22 protein-coding genes and 1 tRNA gene are annotated in these 17,324 nt (G+C 73.3%); 9 read left to right on the top strand and 14 right to left on the bottom strand.

The genetic code is table 11. The annotated features are described in order from the left end of the window. Positions 1–198: 198 nt before the first annotated feature. Positions 199–813 carry a TetR/AcrR family transcriptional regulator gene (locus LV78_RS03910; RefSeq protein WP_253843354.1) on the top strand — a complete coding sequence of 205 codons (615 nt, stop codon included), beginning with the start codon at positions 199–201 and terminating at the stop codon, positions 811–813. A 54-nt stretch (positions 814–867) separates the two neighbouring features. On the opposite strand, the gene LV78_RS03905 is transcribed toward LV78_RS03910, so the two are convergent. Continuing rightward, a complete protein-coding gene (locus tag LV78_RS03905; protein WP_012783647.1) occupies positions 868–1,089 on the bottom strand; it encodes a DUF3618 domain-containing protein in 222 nt (73 codons plus the stop codon). Between the two features lie 186 nt (positions 1,090–1,275). Here LV78_RS03905 and LV78_RS03900 point away from each other — a divergent pair. After that, positions 1,276–1,348: transfer RNA gene (locus tag LV78_RS03900), tRNA-Leu, on the top strand. A gap of 62 nt (positions 1,349–1,410) precedes the next feature. On the opposite strand, the gene LV78_RS03895 is transcribed toward LV78_RS03900, so the two are convergent. The 4 genes from LV78_RS03895 to LV78_RS03880 form a co-directional block, all read right to left on the bottom strand. Next, complete coding sequence (locus LV78_RS03895) at positions 1,411–2,025, bottom strand: PIN domain-containing protein (RefSeq protein WP_253843353.1); 615 nt, start codon at positions 2,023–2,025, stop codon at positions 1,411–1,413. Further along, positions 2,022–2,876: an ImmA/IrrE family metallo-endopeptidase gene (locus tag LV78_RS03890; protein WP_253843352.1), complete on the bottom strand. Its 855-nt coding sequence runs from the start codon at positions 2,874–2,876 to the stop codon at positions 2,022–2,024. Before LV78_RS03890 ends, LV78_RS03895 begins: the two co-directional genes overlap by 4 nt. A 16-nt stretch (positions 2,877–2,892) precedes the next feature. Beyond that, positions 2,893–3,228, bottom strand: coding sequence for a helix-turn-helix domain-containing protein (locus LV78_RS03885; protein WP_253843351.1), 336 nt, complete (start codon positions 3,226–3,228; stop codon positions 2,893–2,895). Between the two features lie 107 nt (positions 3,229–3,335). After that, the gene (locus tag LV78_RS03880) at positions 3,336–4,304 is read right to left on the bottom strand and encodes a CobW family GTP-binding protein (protein ID WP_253843350.1); all 969 of its coding nucleotides are present in this window, start codon (positions 4,302–4,304) and stop codon (positions 3,336–3,338) included. A gap of 112 nt (positions 4,305–4,416) precedes the next feature. Here LV78_RS03880 and LV78_RS03875 point away from each other — a divergent pair, with 112 nt between their 5' ends. Beyond that, positions 4,417–5,358: a VTT domain-containing protein gene (locus tag LV78_RS03875; RefSeq protein WP_253843349.1), complete on the top strand. Its 942-nt coding sequence runs from the start codon at positions 4,417–4,419 to the stop codon at positions 5,356–5,358. Positions 5,359–5,569: 211 nt separating this feature from the next. Here the strand turns inward: LV78_RS03875 and LV78_RS03870 are convergent, their stop codons facing one another. Continuing rightward, entirely contained in the window at positions 5,570–6,628 is a 1,059-nt protein-coding gene (locus tag LV78_RS03870; RefSeq protein WP_253843348.1) for an NAD(P)-binding domain-containing protein, read from the bottom strand. 96 nt (positions 6,629–6,724) lie between these two features. Between LV78_RS03870 and LV78_RS03865 the strand changes: the two genes are divergently transcribed. The 4 genes from LV78_RS03865 (at position 6,725) to LV78_RS03850 (ending at position 10,068) form a co-directional block, all read left to right on the top strand. Beyond that, positions 6,725–7,747, top strand: coding sequence for an LLM class flavin-dependent oxidoreductase (locus tag LV78_RS03865; RefSeq protein WP_253843347.1), 1,023 nt, complete (start codon positions 6,725–6,727; stop codon positions 7,745–7,747). A gap of 284 nt (positions 7,748–8,031) precedes the next feature. Beyond that, positions 8,032–8,559 carry a hypothetical protein gene (locus tag LV78_RS03860; protein ID WP_253843346.1) on the top strand — a complete coding sequence of 176 codons (528 nt, stop codon included), beginning with the start codon at positions 8,032–8,034 and terminating at the stop codon, positions 8,557–8,559. Positions 8,560–8,580: 21 nt separating this feature from the next. Then, entirely contained in the window at positions 8,581–9,054 is a 474-nt protein-coding gene (gene bcp / locus LV78_RS03855) for a thioredoxin-dependent thiol peroxidase (RefSeq protein ID WP_253843345.1), read from the top strand. A 30-nt stretch (positions 9,055–9,084) separates the two neighbouring features. Continuing rightward, a complete protein-coding gene (locus LV78_RS03850; protein ID WP_253843344.1) occupies positions 9,085–10,068 on the top strand; it encodes a hypothetical protein in 984 nt (327 codons plus the stop codon). On the opposite strand, the gene rdgB is transcribed toward LV78_RS03850, so the two are convergent. Together rdgB and rph are read right to left on the bottom strand one after the other, a co-directional pair. Further along, entirely contained in the window at positions 10,053–10,649 is a 597-nt protein-coding gene (rdgB, locus tag LV78_RS03845) for an RdgB/HAM1 family non-canonical purine NTP pyrophosphatase (RefSeq protein WP_253843343.1), read from the bottom strand. The genes LV78_RS03850 and rdgB overlap by 16 nt on opposite strands. Continuing rightward, positions 10,646–11,410, bottom strand: coding sequence for a ribonuclease PH (gene rph, locus LV78_RS03840; RefSeq protein ID WP_253843342.1), 765 nt, complete (start codon positions 11,408–11,410; stop codon positions 10,646–10,648). The genes rdgB and rph overlap by 4 nt, the downstream gene beginning before the upstream one ends. Before the next feature lie 53 nt (positions 11,411–11,463). On the opposite strand from rph, the gene LV78_RS03835 reads away from it, so the two are divergent. After that, the gene (locus tag LV78_RS03835; RefSeq protein WP_253843341.1) at positions 11,464–12,009 is read left to right on the top strand and encodes a DUF2231 domain-containing protein; all 546 of its coding nucleotides are present in this window, start codon (positions 11,464–11,466) and stop codon (positions 12,007–12,009) included. A gap of 57 nt (positions 12,010–12,066) precedes the next feature. Here the strand turns inward: LV78_RS03835 and LV78_RS03830 are convergent, their stop codons facing one another. The 5 genes from LV78_RS03830 to LV78_RS03810 form a co-directional block, all read right to left on the bottom strand. Then, the gene (locus tag LV78_RS03830) at positions 12,067–12,474 is read right to left on the bottom strand and encodes an OsmC family protein (protein ID WP_253843340.1); all 408 of its coding nucleotides are present in this window, start codon (positions 12,472–12,474) and stop codon (positions 12,067–12,069) included. Positions 12,475–12,610: 136 nt separating this feature from the next. Then, positions 12,611–13,114: a hemerythrin domain-containing protein gene (locus LV78_RS03825; protein WP_253843339.1), complete on the bottom strand. Its 504-nt coding sequence runs from the start codon at positions 13,112–13,114 to the stop codon at positions 12,611–12,613. Then, entirely contained in the window at positions 13,104–13,916 is an 813-nt protein-coding gene (locus LV78_RS03820) for an MBL fold metallo-hydrolase (RefSeq protein WP_253843338.1), read from the bottom strand. The genes LV78_RS03825 and LV78_RS03820 overlap by 11 nt, the downstream gene beginning before the upstream one ends. An 18-nt stretch (positions 13,917–13,934) precedes the next feature. After that, complete coding sequence (gene murI, locus LV78_RS03815) at positions 13,935–14,729, bottom strand: glutamate racemase (protein ID WP_253843337.1); 795 nt, start codon at positions 14,727–14,729, stop codon at positions 13,935–13,937. After that, positions 14,726–15,361, bottom strand: a complete 636-nt coding sequence (locus LV78_RS03810) for a rhomboid family intramembrane serine protease (RefSeq protein ID WP_253843336.1) — start codon at positions 15,359–15,361, stop codon at positions 14,726–14,728. Before LV78_RS03810 ends, murI begins: the two co-directional genes overlap by 4 nt. Before the next feature lie 191 nt (positions 15,362–15,552). Between LV78_RS03810 and LV78_RS03805 the strand changes: the two genes are divergently transcribed. Continuing rightward, positions 15,553–16,389 (top strand): SMP-30/gluconolactonase/LRE family protein, encoded by an 837-nt coding sequence (locus tag LV78_RS03805; RefSeq protein ID WP_253843335.1) that lies wholly within the window; start codon positions 15,553–15,555, stop codon positions 16,387–16,389. 58 nt (positions 16,390–16,447) lie between these two features. On the opposite strand, the gene LV78_RS03800 is transcribed toward LV78_RS03805, so the two are convergent. Then, positions 16,448–17,218: an MBL fold metallo-hydrolase gene (locus LV78_RS03800; RefSeq protein WP_253843334.1), complete on the bottom strand. Its 771-nt coding sequence runs from the start codon at positions 17,216–17,218 to the stop codon at positions 16,448–16,450. Positions 17,219–17,324: the final 106 nt, after the last annotated feature.

Raw genomic sequence — 17,324 nt, 5'->3', positions numbered from 1 at the left:
ACGGACCAGGAGGGGGTGCTTCCGGTGATCGGCCGAACCGGAATCGCTTCGGGCGGAGTTCAACACCGGGCCTCTGGAGCGATAAGCCGGGTGACGGCGCGAATCGTGATCCGAGCACCCCTCACGACCTGGGTGATCTGGGGATTCCGCTCCGCTGGGCACGCCTAGGATGTCCGGCCAAAGGCGACGGGAGCAGGGATGGCTACACCGGTGTACAGCGGGGCGACGCGGACTCCGCAGCGGGGCAGACCCAGGGACGCCAGCCGCGACGAGGCGCTGCGGCGAGCGGCGCTGGAGGTCATGGCGGAGGTCGGCTACCGGGCGCTGACGATGGACGCCGTGGCGGCGCGGGCGCGGGCCGGGAAGGCCACGATCTACCGGCGCTGGGAGTCGAAGCTCGACCTGGTCATCGACACCTGCGCGCAGCTGGCGAGCCAGAACCTGGTGCAGCCGGACACCGGGTCGCTGGAGGGGGACCTGAGGGAGTCGCTGCGCTCGTTCGCGGCGTTCCTGTCCGGGCCGATCGGCAAGGCGGCGCAGGCGCTGGTGGGCGAGCTGCCGCACGAGCCGGAGCTGGCGGTGGCGTTCCGGGAGACGTTCCTGATCGCGCAGCGCGAGGTGCTGCGGCAGGTGCTGGAGCGGGCGCACGGGCGCGGCGAGCTGCGCGACGGGGCGCCGAGGGCGATGGCGGTGGAGCTGGCGGGCGCGGCGCTGACGTACCGCCTGATGCTCACCGGCGAACCGCTGGACGAGGCCTTCGTGGAGCGCGTGGTGGAGCAGGTGCTACTGCCCCTCGTGGCCAAGGGGCAGTAGCACCGGCCGGGCGGGGCGACGGCGGTCGCGGTTGCCCCGGCTAGATCGTCCGGGTCAGCGGAAGAGCTTGCGCAGCAAGGCGAAGCCCACCACCGCGCCCACCGCGATGAGCGCGTACCGGACGCGGGGGTCGTCGAGCTTCGCCTGCACGCCTGCCTTGCCCGCCTCCACGAAGCGCTGGGGGTTGGCCCTGGTGCCGAGCTCGTCCAGGGTCGCCGCCAGCGCGTCGCGTGCTTGCTCGATCTCGCGCTGGATGGCGTCGGGGTCGCGTGCCACATCTCCTCCTCGCGGGCTGCTGGCAGTTACCGTAGTTGACCTGGGGCGGCGACGTGGAGCGACCCGGTGGTGCCGGGAGCGCCGCCGGGGGCCGGGCGCGGGGTCGGGCGCGGTCCGGACCGGGTGGCGGCGGGTGGGCGGGCTGGTCGGGGGCGTGGGCGGGGCGGTCGATAGGGTGACGCGGCGGGGGTCGTAGCCCAACGGCAGAGGCAACGGCTTTAGGTGCCGTCCAGTGAGAGTTCGAATCTCTCCGACCCCACAACGGGCTGGTGGGACCTCGCGCTGCGGCGTGGGGTCCCGCTCGCGTGAGTGGGCGGGGAATCAGGTCCAGAGAGCAGGCTCCAGCAGCCTGGTGCGCTCGATCGGCGGGAGCCCGTCGTCCAGGCCTCGGAGCCTGAGGTAGGTCTCGCGCATCGCCCCTCGATCAGGCAGGTGCTCGGTCTTCGCGGCGCCCTCCAGGACGGTGAGCGTGCTCACCAGGCTGATCCCGCCGACCTGTCGCCCGGCGCGCCTGGACCGGTCGAGGCGTCGCTTCTCGGCTGCGGCAAGCCGCGCGCCCGCGCCGTCGTCGATGAGCACGGTCACCACGTCACCGCGTTCAGCGGCGACGACAGCGTGCGCGACGACCATGAGTTCGCCGAGGTCCTTCGGCGTCTTGAGCCGTTGCTCTGCGGGCATTTCGGCGATTCGGCTGATGACGGCCGCGAGTTCGGGGGTCAGATCGTCGGAGAGCACTTGGATGCAGCTCCGGGTGAGCTTCCCCCACGTTGCCGTAACCGCCTTGAACCTCCGGTCCGCGTGGGCCTTGCGCAGCACCTCCGCCTCCACCGTTTCGGGGGTGCTCAGCTTTCCCAGAACCCCGATGAGGAGGCGCTCCTTGTTGATCGACAGGAAGTTCAGGCTCGGTCCCGCGTCGATGATCGGTCGGCTGCTCACCCGTGCTCCCGCCCCACCTCGCCCTCCCCCTCGGGTTTGCCGAGCACCTCGTCCAGCTCGGTCAGGTCGACGTCCACCTCAGGAAGGTCTGCGGCGTCCGCCCACTCCACGACGTGATCGGCCGGGACGATCCCCGCTTCGCGCAGATCAGCCTCGACGGTGGCGACCGGCACTTTCCGCAGGGTGGCGATGGCCTTCGCGGAGAGCACGCCCTCGAGGTACCCGTTGATCGCCCTGGCCAGCAACCGCTGCGGTGCGCGCTGCCCGGCGGACTTGCCCTGCAAGGCCTGGTACTGGTCCATCCAACCGAACCTGGTGGCGAGCTGGGGGGTGTAGACCCCCTCCTTCCACTCCCGCTCGGTCTCCTCGTCGATCCGCCCGGCCTGTCGCAGGGCGATCGCGGCGATCGCGGGCGACACGAGGAACCGCTGAACGACGTTGGACAAGGTGAGCAGCCCCACCTGCCTCCGCTCGCCCAGGAAATCCACCAGACCGTCGAGCGGCACGAGCAGGTGTCGGGCGAAAGCCGCCGCCCGGTCCTCGGCGTACTGCCGCTCGACGGGAGCGTCTGCGGACTCCCAGTCCTCGAACAGCACGTGGCCCAGCTCGTGCGCGAGCGTGCTCCGTTGACGCATCGGGTTCTCCGTGCTGGCCACGCCGATGAACACGGAACCGTGCTTCGGATCGCGCATCATCAGGCCGTGCTCATCCGGCTCGGCCTTGAGCACGGCGACGTCGACCTTCACCGTCTGCTCGATGAGCGCCACGAGGTCGCCCAGCGGTTGCACGCCCAAGTGGTGCTCACGGCGGAACCGCTCAGCGGCTTCACGCCCCTCGTTCTCAGCGCTCACGTTCTCCGCTTTCGGCTCAATCCACGGCCGGGATGGCCTGTTCTTCCAGGTAGTCGTCGAGTTCGAGGAAATGCAGCAGGGCTTCGCGCATGGCCGTCATCTCCGACTCGTTCGTCGACCGGGCCGCGTGCTGGACCCGATCCGCCACCGAGCTGATTCCGGCGAGTTGGGCGACGGTGCGTCCGGTAGCCCCCGCGATCGCGACCAGTTCGGGCAGTTTGGCCACGCGGTCTCCGGAGATGATCCGCGAGAGGGTCGGCTGCGAGATCCCCGTTTCCTCGGCGAGATCCCGTTGGCTGAGCCCCAGATCCGCGCACGCTCTTCTCACCCGCGTCCCGACGTCCTCCGCCACTGCCGCCTCCCAGGCTTGAATCACTTTCGATCTCTGTGATTCAGTCTACCCCCCTCGGACGGGGTAAACCCCACCACTTCGCGGTAGCGGTTCAGTCTCACCGCAGGTCACACCAGGTACCGCAGCACCTCCAGCATCGACTGCGGGTTCACCGACGACGGGTCCGGCTCCTCGCACGCGCGCAGGTCCGCCGTGATCGCCTCCGCGTCCAGGTCCACCCCGATCAGCACCAGCTCGGTGCGCGGTCCCCCCGGCCACGGGGTGCGGTCGAACCGCAGGTAGTCCCCCACCACCTGCACCTCGAACCGCTGCCCGTGCCCCGGCACGTCGAACCACACGTGCCCCTTCGCGCGGTACAGGCCCGCCGGGCGGTCGGACAGGAACGCCATCAGGCGCAGCGGGTTCAGCGGTCGCTCCGCGGTGAGCTCCACGCTCGACCACGCGTGGTGCGCGTGATCCGCGTGGTCGTCCTCGCCCAGTTCCGCCGCCAGGTCGTCCAGGGTCAGCTGCCCGTGCCGCCGCCTCGGGGCCAGGTCGAACAGCAGCGCCGGGTCGACCCGCCCGTGCTCGGCCGCGACCACCGCGACGCCCGGCTTGCGCGCGCGCAGCGCGGCGACCAGCGCGTCCGGATCACCCACCCGGTCGACCTTGTTCAGCACCACCAGGTCCGCGACCCGCAGGTCCGGCTCGTCCGGGAACTCGGCCGCGTCGACCACGAGCACCAAGCCGCCGTACCCGATCCCCGGCTGCTCGCTCGCCAGCACCATCCGCACCACGCTCTGCGGCTCGGCGAGCCCGCTGGCCTCCACGACGATCACGTCCACGCGCCCGACGAGCTTGCCCAGCATGTCGTCCAGCCCGCTCACGTCGACCGCGCAGCACAGGCACCCTCCGTCAAGGGAGACCGTCGAGTCGACCTGCCCCGCGACGGCCATCGCGTCGATCCCGATGCTGCCGAAGTCGTTCACGACGACCCCGACCCTGGTGCCCCGCGCACCGGTCAGGAGGTGGTTGAGCAGTGTGGTCTTGCCCGCGCCGAGGAACCCTGCGACGACGAGCACCGGCGTCCGCTTCACGGGGAGGGATTGTGCACGGACCGCTACGCAGCGTCGATTCGCCCCACCTAGGGCGTTATGCACGTTTCGCGCCGGATATCCTTCACCTGATTGGAGGTGCGGGGAGTTGTCAGTGATCGACTCGATCGTCGACTGGACCACCGGTCTGATGGAGACCCTGGGTGCGCCCGGTGCGGGTTTGGCGATCGCGCTGGAGAACCTGTTCCCCCCGCTGCCGAGCGAGGTGTTCCTGCCGCTGGCTGGCTTCACGGCCAGCCGGGGCGGGATGAGCCTGTTCGCCGCGATCCTGTGGACGACCATCGGATCGGTGGTGGGCGCGCTCGCGCTCTACTGGGTGGGCGCGGCTCTCGGGCGCGAGCGGGTGCGCCGGATCGTCGAGAAGATGCCGCTGGTCGACGTCGCGGACGTGGACAAGACCGAGCAGTGGTTCATCAAGCACGGTTCGGCGACGGTGTTCTTCGGGCGCATGATCCCGATCTTCCGGAGCCTGATCTCCATCCCGGCCGGGGTGGAGCGGATGCCGCTGGTCAAGTTCGCGCTGCTCACCACGGCGGGCAGCGCGATCTGGAACTCGGTGCTGATCCTGGCGGGCTTCTTCCTGGGTGAGCAGTGGCACCTGGTGGAGACCTACGCGGGCGTGCTGTCGAAGGTGGTCGTGGTCCTGGTCCTGGTGGGCCTGGTCGCCTTCGTGGTGTGGAAGCTGCGCAAGCGGCGCGCGGACGCCTCGGCGGGCGGCGACGCCAAGCCGGGCGGGGACGAGGGCGACTCGGAGCGCACCGCGCGCATCGAGCCGACCGACCTCGACGGGCCGGGCACCACCGGGCCCGGAGCCTCGGACCGGACCGCTCCGGTGCAGGCGGGGCGGGTCCCGATGCGGCCAGGTCAGCCGCACCACGGGCACCCGCAGGCGGGCCCCGGACACCACGGTCCCGGCCACGCCGGTCCCGGTCACCACGGGCCTGGTCACCAGGGCCCCGGTCACCAGGACGCGACGGAGCAGTTCCGGACCGTGGACGCGGACCGCACGCAGCAGTTCCGCCCGATGGACCGCTAGCGACCCGCGCAGCGGGCACGACGACCAGACGAACGCCCGGCCGGGGACCTCCCCGACCGGGCGTTCGCGTTTCCGACCCCGCGCCCCGGCTCCCGCTCCCCCGGCCGCCGCGTTCCCGACCCCCGTGCGCCCCGCAGGCGAACGCGCGCCGCACACCGACGTGATCACCCCGCCCGCACCCCCGCCGCGCACCACGACCGCCTCAGCCCCCTCAAGCCGGAACCCGCTCCCCCAGCAGCTCCCTGATCCGCTTCACCGCCACCCGCCCCGCGCGGGTCGCCCCGACCGTGCTGGCCGACGGCCCGTACCCGACCAGGTGCACGCGCGGGTCCGCGACGACCTCGGTCCCGTCCACCCGCACGCCCCCGCCGGGCGCGCGCAGCCGCAGCGGGGCGAGGTGGTCCAGCGCCGCGCGGTAACCGGTCGCCCACAGGATCGCGTCGGCCCGCTGGAACCGCCCGTCCGCCCACACCACGCCGTCCTCGGTGATCCGCTCGAACGCGGGCTCGCGGCGCAGCACCCCGCTGTCCACCGCCGCCCGCACGGCGTCGTTCAGCACCAACCCGGTGACGCTGACGACGCTGCGCGGCGGCAGCCCGGCGCGCACCCGCTCCTCCACCAGCGCCACCGCCGCCCGCCCCACCTCGGGCGTGAACGGCTCGCTCCGGAACACCGGCTCGCGCCGGGTGACCCACGTGGTGGTGGCGTGCCCGGCGATCTCCAGCAGCTGCTGCACGGCCGAGGTCCCGCCACCGACCACGACCACGTGCTGCCCGGCGAACTCCTCCGGCCCCGCGTACCCGGCGCTGTGCAGCTGCCGCCCCCGGAACAGCTCCTGACCGGGGTAGCGGGGCCAGAACGGGTGGGTCCACGTCCCGGTGGCGCTGATCAGCGCCCTGGTGACCCACTCCCCCCGGTCGGTCTCCACGACCAGCAGCCCGTCCCGGTCGCGCACCGCCGACACCCGGACCGGCCGCAGCACCTCGACGCCGTTGCGGCGCTCGAAGTCGGCGAAGTACGCGGGCAGCGCCTCGCGGGCCGGGACGTCCGGCGGCGGCGGGTCGAACGGCATCCCCGGCAGGTCGTGGATGCCGTGCACGGTGGCCATGCGCAGCGTCGGCCAGCGGTGCCGCCACGCCCCGCCGGGGCCGTCCTCGGCGTCCAGCACCACGTGGCCCAGCCCGGAGCGGCGCAGCGCGTGCGCGCTCGCCAACCCCGCCTGACCCGCCCCGATCACGACGACGTCCAGGACTCCCGCCGCGCTCTCCACACCCAGGTCAACGCCGCCACCGGCTCACCCCATCGTGAGCCCTCGATCACACCCGTTCGTGGAAGCCAGGGGCGTTCCCGCGCGTTGGGACAGGGCATGAGCCGTCTCAGCGAGGTGCCGCTGTCCGTCCTCGAACTCGCGCCGGTCACCACGCGCACCGACGCCAGGACCGCGCTGCGCGAGACAACGGAGCTGGCCCAGCACGTCGAGCGGCTCGGCTACACCCGCTTCTGGCTGGCCGAGCACCACAACATGCCCGGCATCGCCAGCTCGTCCCCGACGATCCTGATCGGCCACGTCGCCTCGGCCACCGAGCGCATCCGGGTCGGCTCCGGCGGCGTGATGCTGCCCAACCACGCGCCGCTGGTGGTCGCCGAGCAGTTCGGCACCCTGTCCGCGCTGCACCCGGACCGCATCGACCTGGGCATCGGCCGCGCCCCCGGCACCGACCAGCGCACCGCGCGGGCGCTGCGCCGCACCGAGGGCCCGCTGTCCGTGGACGACTTCCCGCAGCAGCTCAACGAGCTGATGGGCTACTTCGACGGCACCGAGGAGCTGGACGCGGTCCCGGCCAAGGGCTACCGGCCGCCGCTGTGGCTGCTGGGCTCCAGCGGCTACAGCGCGCAGGTCGCGGGCGTGCTCGGGCTGCCGTTCGCGTTCGCCCACCACTTCAGCGCGCAGAACACGCTGCCCGCGCTGGAGCTGTACCGGCGGCGGTTCCGCCCGTCCGAGGTGCTGTCCGAGCCGCACGCGATGGTGTGCGCCTCGGTGATCGCCGCCGAGACCGACGAGCACGCGCGCTGGATCGCCGGTCCCGGCGCCCTGTCGTTCGCGCGGCTGCGCTCGGGCAAGCCCGGCCCGCTGGCCACGCCGCAGGAGGCCGCCGACTACCCGTACGACGAGCTGGAGCGGTTCGTGTTCGAGGAGCGGATGTCCTCGCAGGTCATCGGCTCGCCGGAGACGGTGCGCGAAGAACTCGAACGGCTGCTGGAGAGCACCCGCGCGGACGAGCTGATGGTGACGACGATGGTCGCGGACCAGGCGGACCGCCTCAGGTCCTTCGAGCTGATCGCCGATCTTCGTTCGTCCGAACGAGTGAAGACTGAAGTAGAGGTGTAGCGGAAGGCCTACTGAGCGCGATGATGTGAGTGAGCGCGCACGCCCCCCGACGCGCTCCCTAACTTCCGGGTGGCTCGGCCACCCGATCCGGCCGCCGCCGGGTCCCGCGCGGACACCTCGGCCAACCGAGGCGTCCGCGCGGGCGGCGGCGCGTCATCACGGGTTGGCCACAGGCCTGCACCAGGTCCGAATCAAGCGCCCTTTCAGCTCCCCCGCACCCCGTCCGGCCCGTCATGGTGGTGGCAGTCGCAGCAAGCCCACCGCCGGGGCGGGAAGGGGAGTTCGTGAAGTTCGCCGGACTGGCCGCCTGCGCGTGCCTGGCTCTGGCTCTCGTCGGGTGCGGTACCGAACCCGAGGTCAGCACCGCGCCACAGGCACCCGCGCAAGCAGCGGCCACCGCAAGCCAGGGCGCCGCGGCGGAATCGCCGTTCGGCACCGAGCGGGTGTGGTCCAACGGCCTGTCCATCACAGTGTCCGAACCCAAGTCGCTCAGGCCGAGCGAGACCTCCTACCCGCCGTCCGCGCGGACGGCGGTGTTCACGCTGACCGTGTCGAACGGCAGCACGTCGAGCTACCGCACCAACCAGCTGGCGGTCCGCGCGCAGCAGGGCGGTGAGCCGATAGCCGAGGTCATGGACTCCGTGCAGGGCCTCAACGGCATGGCCTCGGCCGTGGCCGAGGTGCCGCCGGGCAGCGAGGCGGTCGTCACGCTGGCCTACGCGGTGCCCACCCAGCCGGTGCGCGTCCGGCTGGTCGTCGAGCCGAACGGCGCGGACCAGGAGCCCGTGGCGACGTTCGGGGGTCAGGCCTGAGGCCTCGATAAGCTCACCCCCATGACGGACAACCGCCTGGCACCGGGCGACGAGGCCCCCGCGTTCACCCTGCCGGACAGCTCCGGGAAGCCGGTGTCGCTCTCGGACTACCTCGGCAGGAGCGTGGTGGTGTACTTCTACCCCGCCGCGAGCACGCCGGGGTGCACGAAGCAGGCCTGCGACTTCCGCGACAGCACCGGCGCTCTCGCGGAGTCCGGGTACGAGGTCGTCGGCGTGTCCCCGGACAAGCCGGAGAAGCTGGCGAGGTTCGCCGAGGCCGAGGGCCTGGACTTCCCGCTGCTGTCGGACGAGGACAAGACCGTCCTGACGGCGTGGGGGGCGTTCGGCGAGAAGAAGAACTACGGGCGCGTGGTGCAGGGCGTGATCCGCTCGACGTTCCTGGTCGGGCCGGACGGGAAGATCGTGAAGGCGATGTACAACGTCCGGGCGACCGGGCACGTCGCCAAGCTGCTGCGCGAGCTGCCCGCCTCCTGAGGCTGGCACGGGATCGAGGGGACTGCCAGGGTGTCGCGGCCTTCGCCGGAAGACCTGCTGGAGCTGTCGGAGGAGGCCGCCGCCGAGGTGGTCGAGGAGGTCGCGCGCGCCGGGGCCGCCGAGGACCTGCCGTGGTTGGCCGCGTGCGCGCGGGACGGCAGGCGGGCGGTGCAGGAGGCGGTGGGCGACGGATGGTGCCACCACGACGCCGAGGCGTACGCCCAGGTCGTGCTGGCGGACGCACCGCTGGCCGACGGCGCGATCGCGGTCACCGACGCCGCCCTGCTCCCGCACCTCAAGGCGCTGCGCCACCTCACCGGGGTGAGCGTGGTGATCGGCTCCGGGCCCCAGCCGCTGTCGGTGCTGGCCGACGTGCCGAACCTGACCTGGGCCACGCTCAAGGTCGCGGGCGAGGTGTCGCTGGCGCCGCTGGCGGCCCACCCCCGGCTGGAGGCCGTGGAGCTGGAGGGCGCGGACGGGTACGCCGACCTGGAGCGGCTCGCCGAGCTTCCGGGGCTGGCCTACCTGCACCTGGGGCTCGCGCCCGGCCGGACGTGGGAGTCGCTGGACTTCCTCGCGCACTGCCCGAACGTCGAGTCGCTGCGCCTGTCGGGGCTGGACGACGCGACCGACCGCTCAGCGCTCGGCGTCCCGGAGAACCTGGTGCACGTCGGGTTCTTCGAGCACCCCATCGGCGGGTTCGAGGGCTGGCCGACCAGCGAGAGCGCGGCGTCGCTCTACTTCGCGCTGTCCGGTGACCTCGACCTGACCGGCATCGCCGACTTCGCCCCCAACGCCGGGCGCGTCGGCCTCTACGACACCCGCGTCGCCGACCTCGAACCGCTGCTCGACCTGGAGTGGCTGGCCGAGCTGGCGATCTACGACGAGACCGACCCGCTCGACCTCACCCCGCTCACCGGGGCGTCGCTGCGGCTCACCCTGTTCCGGTCCGCCGGGCACGCGGGCGTCGACGGACTCGGACCGGGCGTGGAGCTGCGCTACCTGGACGACTGACCCTTCAGGTGCGGCAGGAGCAGCCGCAGCGCCTTGCCCCGGTGGGACAGGGCGTCCTTCTCCTCCGCCGACAGCTCGGCCGAGGTCACCTCAAGGCCGTCCGGCCGGAAGATCGGGTCGTAGCCGAAGCCGTTCGCGCCGCGCGCCTCGCGGATGATCGTGCCGCGCCACTCGCCGCGCACCACCACCTCCGAGCCGTCCGCCGCGACGTACGCGACCGCGCTCACGAACGCCGCGCCGCGCCGCTCGTCCGGCACGTCGCGCAGCTGGCCGAGCACCAGCTCCAGGTTCGCCGCGTCGTCGCCGTGCGCGCCCGCCCAGCGGGCCGACAGGACGCCGGGCATCCCGTTGAGCGCGTCCACCGAGATGCCCGAGTCGTCCGCGACGGCGGGCAGGCCGGTGGCCGCGTGCGCGTCGCGGGCCTTGGCCAGCGCGTTGCCCTCGAACGTGGGGGCGGTCTCCGGGGCCTCGGGGAACTCCGGCACGTCGTCCAGCCCGAGCACCTCGATGCCCTCGGCGGCGACGATCCTCTTGAGCTCCCGCAGCTTCTTGGCGTTGCGGGAGGCGAGCAGCAGCTTCACTTCTTCCTCGGCTTCGGCTCGGGGAGCACGCCGGGGTACGGCTGCGCCAGCGCCTCGGTCTGGAGCCGGTTCAGCTCGGCGCAGCCCTTCAGCGCCAGGTCCAGCATCTTGTCCAGGGTGCTGCGGGCGAACGTGGCGCCCTCGCCGGTGCCCTGCACCTCGACCAGGGTGCCCGCGTCGGTCGCGACGACGTTCATGTCGACCTCGGCCCGCGAGTCCTCCTCGTAGGGCAGGTCGAGCCGCACGCGGCCGTCGACCACGCCGACCGACACCGCGGAGATCGCGCACGAGAGCGGCTGCGGGTCGGCGAGCCTGCCCGCCGCGCCCAGCCAGGTCACCGCGTCGGCCAGCGCCACGTAGGCGCCGGTGATGGCGGCGGTGCGGGTGCCGCCGTCGGCCTGGATGACGTCGCAGTCGATCACGATGGTGTTCTCGCCCAGCGCGGCGAGGTCGATGCAGGCGCGCAAAGACCGCCCGATCAGGCGACTGATCTCGTGGGTGCGCCCGCCGACCCGGCCCTTGATGGACTCGCGGTCACCACGCGTGTGGGTGGCCGACGGCAGCATCGCGTACTCGGCGGTCACCCAGCCGAGGCCCGAGCCGGAGCGCCACCTCGGCACGCCCTCGGTGACGCTCGCGGCGCACAGCACGCGGGTGCTGCCGAACTCGATCAGCACCGATCCCGCAGGCCACTGCTGGAAGCCGCGTGTGATCCTGATGTCACGCAGCACGTCATCGTTCCTGCCATCGGTCCTCAGCACAGCCCTACCCTAGGCCGCTGAGGCCCGTGGCAGCCCACCGGCGTAGGAGAGTCATGGAACCCACAGGCGAGTTGTTCACCGTGTTCGGGCTCCCGGCGCACCCGCTGGTGGTGCACGCGGTGGTCGTCCTGCTGCCGCTGGCCGCGCTGGCCGCGATCGCCGCCGCGCTGGTCCCGCGCTGGCGGCAGCGCTACAGCGCGCCGCTGCTGGGCGTGACCCTGCTGGGGGTGCTGGCGGTGCCGGTGGCGGCGAAGACCGGGGAGCAGCTGGAGCACCGGATCTCGCAGCGGTTCGAGAACCCGCTGATCACCGAGCACGCCGACATGGGCGACACGCTGCTGCCGTTCGCGCTGGGGTTCGGGGTGGCGGTGGTGCTGCTGCTGGTGGCGGGCAGGCTGGCCGACCGGGAGCGGGCCGCCTCGGCGGAGCAGGCCGGGGGCGCCGGGGAGCCGGGGAGCGCGGGCGTGCCGAAGACGTGGCGGCGGGTGTCGGTGGTGGTGGCGGTGCTGGTGATCGCGACCGGCGCGGCGGCGACCGCGCAGGTGGTGCGGATCGGCCACAGCGGCTCCACGGCCGTGTACGACGGCGTGGGGAACTAGCGGCGCCGGGACTGGCGGCGCGGAGGCTGGGGGCGCCGGGGCCAGCGGCGCGGGGAATCAGGCCTCGGGCAGCGTCAGCGGCGCGGGGACCGGGAGCTTGAGCGTCCTGGTGACCGTGCACAGCCCCTCGACGGCCCGCCGGACGGCGGCGGCCAGCGCCTCGCGCTGCGCCTCGTCCAGCGCGGACAGGTCGTAGTCCAGCGCGACCGGCACCTCGGCCAGCTCGTGCCCGCCCTCGGACTTGACCTCCTCGGCGCGCGCCGACAGGTCCCCGACCCGGCGCACCACCAGGCTCTCGGCGGTGACGGCCGCGCACCCGGCGGCGGCGGCCAGCAGCAGCTCGACGGGGCTGAACACCCCGTCCTGCCCGGCCCGCCCCAACCGCACGGCCGCGCCGCGCTCGTTCCGCGCCTCGAAGACGTGCTCCCCGACCCTGGTCACCTCGACACCGGACACGGCGGGCACGCTAGCGCGTCCCGGCCCCGGCGCGGAACACCCCGGCCCTGCGCGGAACACCCCGGCTCCGCGCGGAACGCCGGGAAGCGGGTCACCGGTCCGGCTGGCTGCTCAACCGACCCGGTCCTCCCGCACCTCGCCCGAGCTAGTCGATCCGCTCCTCGGTGGCCTCGGCGACGCGGCGCACGTTCTCCAGGTCGCCGCACCCGCTGTCCAGCTTCTCCTGCCGCACCCGCAGGAACAGCCGCCCCAGCTCCTCGCGCCGGTCGTCGGCCACCCGCGACCTGGTGTCGTTGAGGATCGTCCGCTCCTCCTCGTCCACGTGGTGCGTCATCGCCTGGACGAGCTCCTCCAGCTTGTCCTCCCACGCCTGCGACGAGGTGTCCTCGACCTCCAGCAGCGCGAGCAGCGCCTGGTGCCCCTCGGCGTGCTCCTCGGCGCCGTGGTCGACCTCCTCGTCGTCGATGCGCTTGTACCGCTTGAGCGCCGGGTAGACCTCGGCCTCCTCGGCCTCGGCGTGCGCGACGAGCAGCGCGGACAGCTCGCCCTGCAGGGCGGCGCGGTCGTTGGTGCGGTCGCGGAGCGCGCGGAACAGCTCCTCGAACCTGCGGTGGTCGGCCAGGATCAGCTCTACGACGTCAGTTGCCACGGCCACCTACTACCCGTGCCGCCGGTCCGGCAACCTCGTGGATCCCGCCCGCGCGGGCCAGCGTCACCGGACCGGAGTACTCGGCCCGCGCCTCGGCCAGCACCGCGTCGGGATCGGTCCAGGGGGCCAGGTGGGTGAGCACCAGCTCGCCGACCCCGGCCTCGTGGGCGAGCCGCCCGGCCTGGGTCCCGGACAGGTGCTCGCCGAGCGGCCGGTCGGGGTGGTCGGTCCAGGTGGCCTCGGCGAGCAGCAGGTCGGCGCCGGACGCCAGCTCGGCGAGCGCGGCGCACGGCCCGCTGTCCCCCGTGTAGGCGATCGCCGCGCCCTCCGCCTCCAGCCGGAAGCCGTGCGCCTCGCAGGAGTGCTCGACCGGGCGCGACCACACCCGGAACGGCCCGACCTCGAACGGCCCGCCGTCCAGGACGCGGAAGTCGAACACGTCGGACAGGTCCGTGGTCGCCAGCTCCTCGGCGCTCTCCGCGTAGGCGCGGGCGAGCCGGTCGGCGACCTCGCTCGGCCCGTGCACGGGGAGTTTGCGCTGGTAGGCGTCGTACGGCGGGGTGATGTGGTAGCGCCGCATGACGGCCAGGGTGGTGAAGTCGGCGCAGTGGTCGGGGTGCAGGTGCGAGAGCAGGAGCGCTCCCAGGTCGAACGGGTCGAAATCGCGCCCCTGCATCGCGGTGAGCACCCCGCTGCCCAGGTCGAGGGCGACGGCGCACCCCCCGGACTCGACCAGGTAGCCGGACGACGGGGACTCGGGGCCGGGGAGGCTGCCTGAGCAGCCGAGCACGGTCAGCAGCACGCCTGGGAGCCTGGCAGGTCAGCCGTACGCGTGGAAGGAGGCGTGCGCCAACTGCGGCAGGAACCTGCGGGCGAGCCGCTCGAAGGTCTCCACCGACCCCGTGGAGGTGAACCGCTGATCGGGCTCGCCCTCGCGGAACTGGTCGCGCTCGGTGAGCACGCGCACGACGTCCTTGACCGTCTCCTCCGCGCTGGAGACCAGGGTGACGCCGTCGCCCATGACGAGCTGGACGACGCCGGTGAGCAGCGGGTAGTGCGTGCAGCCGAGCACGAGGGTGTCCACGTCGGCGCGCTGCAGCGGCTCCAGGTAGGCCTCGGCGATGCCGAGGACCTGGCGGCCGGAGGTGGTGCCGCGCTCCACGAAGTCCACGAACCTCGGGCAGGCGACGGCGGTGACCTGGACGTCGCGCGCGGCGGCGAAGGTGTCCTGGTAGGCGCCGGAGGTGATGGTGCTCTGGGTGCCGATGACGCCGACCCGGCCGCTGCGGGTGGTGGCGACGGCCCGGCGCACGGCGGGCAGCACGACCTCGACCACGGGGACGTCGTAGCGCTCGCGGGCGTCGCGCAGGCACGCGGCGGACGCGGTGTTGCACGCGATCACGAGCATCTTGACGCCGTCCGCGACCAGCTTGTCGGCCAGGTCGAGCGCGTGCTTGCGCACCTGGGCGATCGGCAGCGGCCCGTAGGGGCCGTTGGCGGTGTCGCCCACGTAGCGGATGCGTTCGGCGGGGAGCTGGTCCATGATCGCTCGCGCGACGGTCAGCCCGCCCACACCGGAGTCGAAGATCCCGATCGGCGCGTCGGCGGAAGTCACATCCCGACAGTAGTCCGCTTGCTCTCGGCCCTCGCGTCCTGTGCCACGCCCCAAGCGGCCAGGACGCCGCCGACCGCGCCGAACAGGTGACCCTCCCAGGAGATCCCCGGCTGGCCGGGCAGCACGCCCCACAGCACCGCGCCGTAGACCGCGAACACCGCGATCGCGACCACGATCTGCCACGGGCTGCGCACGAAGATCCCGCGCACCAGCAGGAACGTCAGGTAGCCGAAGATCAGCCCGGACGCGCCCAGGTGCACGCCGACCGAGCCGAACACCCACACCCCCAGGCCGCTGGCGAGCCAGATGACGGCGGTGACCTGGAAGAACTGCTTGACCCCGCCCGAGGACGCCAGGAAGGCGAGCACGAGCAGCGGCAGCGAGTTGGCGATCAGGTGGTCCCAGCCCGCGTGCAGCACCGGGGCCCAGAGCAGGTTGTCCCACTCGGACCACACGCGCGGCCGGACGCCGTTGGCGTCGAGCGCGCCCAGGAGGACCGTGTCGATCCCCTCGATGACGTAGAGGGCGCCGGTGAACAGCAGCACGACCGCCGCCGACAGCAGCGGCTTCGGCGGGATGACGCGGTGGGAGAGCGGGCGGGGAGCGCGGGAGGACGGGGCAGCGGGGTCCACGACTTCGAGGCTACCTGCGGGTTCGGGCGCACCGGCCGGTTTTGGCGACGTCCGGTCCCGCCGGGCGGCTGCACCGGCGGGCGGACGCGGCGGGCGGACGCGGTGGGCGAGCGCGGCGGGCCCGGTCGCGGTGCGCGCGTCCCGCTCGGGCGCTGGGGTGCCGCCGGGCGCCTTGCCCTTAGGGTGGCCCGGTGCTGACCGATGTCGCCGTGCGCTCCGGGGCCACCTGGGGCGCCAGCCCCACCTGGGACCCCGTTAGTTCGACGCTCGTCTGGGTGGACGTCCCGGCCTGCGGGGTTCACCGCCACTCCCCCGCCACCGGGGACGACGCGGTGCTGGTGATACCCCAGCCGGTGGGGGCGGCCAAGCCGCGCACGCGCGGCGGGCTGGTGCTGAACTTGCGCGACGGGGTGGCGCTGATCGACCCGAACGAGACCAAGACGTGGCTGGTGTACTGGGCGCGCGACGGGGTGTCCGCCGGTGGGGCCGAGGTCGACCCGACCGGGCGGATCTGGGCCGGGACCACCCGGTACGGCGGTGAGGCGGCCGACGGCTGGCTGGCGCGGGTGGACGCGAACGGCGACGCGGCCGTGGTGCGCAAGGACCTCGGGCCGGGCGGCGGGCTCGCGTGGAGCCCGGACGGGCAACTGCTCTACCACGCGGCGGACGGCCGGATCGACGTCATGGCCTTCGACCGCGCCACGGGCGGGGTCAGCGGGCTGCGGACCCTCGTCGCGGTGGAGCGCGGGCTGCCCGACGGGCTGTGCGTGGACGCGGACGGCTGCCTGTGGGTGGCGCTGCGGGAGGGCGGCGCGGTGCGGCGGTACACGCCGGACGGGGTGCTGGACCGGGAGCTGGAGCTGCCGGTCGAGCGGCCAACCGGGTGCTGCTTCGGCGGGCCGGACCTGACGGACCTGTACGTGACCTCGGCCAGGGAGGGCGCGCACGGCGGCGGCGAGCTGGCCGGTTCGGTGCTGGTGGTGCCCGACGCGGGCACGGGGCTGATGTCGCGGGCGTTCGCGGGCTGAGGGGCGGGGTCGCGCGGCCCAGCCCCTCGCGGCCCAGCCCTCCCCCGGACGGCGCCCGCTAGACCTCGTGCACCGCGTCCGGCTTCGCCAGCTCGACGGGACCGGCGAACTCGGCCTGCGCGTCGGCCAGCACGCCCTGCGCGTCCGACCAGGGCAGCACGTGGGTGAGCAGCAGCTTGCCCACCCCGGCCTCGGCGGCCACCGAGGCGGCCTCCTTGCCGCTCATGTGCAGGTGGTCGGCGCGCCCGGCCTGCTCGCGCCACGCCGCGTCGGCCAGCAGCAGGTCGGCGCCCCTGGCGAGCTCGACCAGCTCGCCGCACTGCACGGTGTCGCCGCTGAACACCAGCGACCGGCCGCCGTGGGTGAGCCGGAACGCGTACGCCTCGCAGATGTGCCGCATCCTGGCCACCTCGACCTCGACCGGGCCGACCCGGTAGCCGCCCGGTTCCAGCGGGGTGAAGTCGAACAGCTCGGCCAGGCGCAACCGCGCCAGCTCGGCGCGGCTCGCGGCGTGCGCGGCGGCCAGGCGCTCGGGGGCGTGGCCGGGGGCCAGCACGGATAACCGGCGGGCCTCGGGGTCGTGCGGCGGCTCCGGGTGGTGGCGGCGGTAGGTGGCCAGCGCGCTGAAGTCCGCGCAGTGGTCGAGGTGCAGGTGCGAGAGCAGCACGGCGTCCAGGTCGAACGGGTCGCAGCGCCGCAGCAGCCCGCTGAACACGCCGCTGCCCAGGTCGAGGACGATCCGCGCGCCACCGGCCTCGACCAGGTAGCCGGACGTCGGCGTGCCGGGGCCGGGGACGCTCCCCGCACAGCCCAGCACGGTCAGCCGCATGGCGGCACGATAGCATCGAGAAAGGGGACGGAATTGCCTTTCCGCACTTCTCGGGCCAGCCCTCCGGGTGAATCCGTTGAATTGCGGTCACGGTTTTCACGAAACA

Source organism: Actinosynnema pretiosum (assembly GCF_024171695.1).
Classification (GTDB): Bacteria; Actinomycetota; Actinomycetes; order Mycobacteriales; family Pseudonocardiaceae; genus Actinosynnema; species Actinosynnema pretiosum.
The sequence above is the reverse complement of the archived record's forward strand: the minus strand, read 5'-3'. Positions and strand labels throughout refer to the sequence as shown.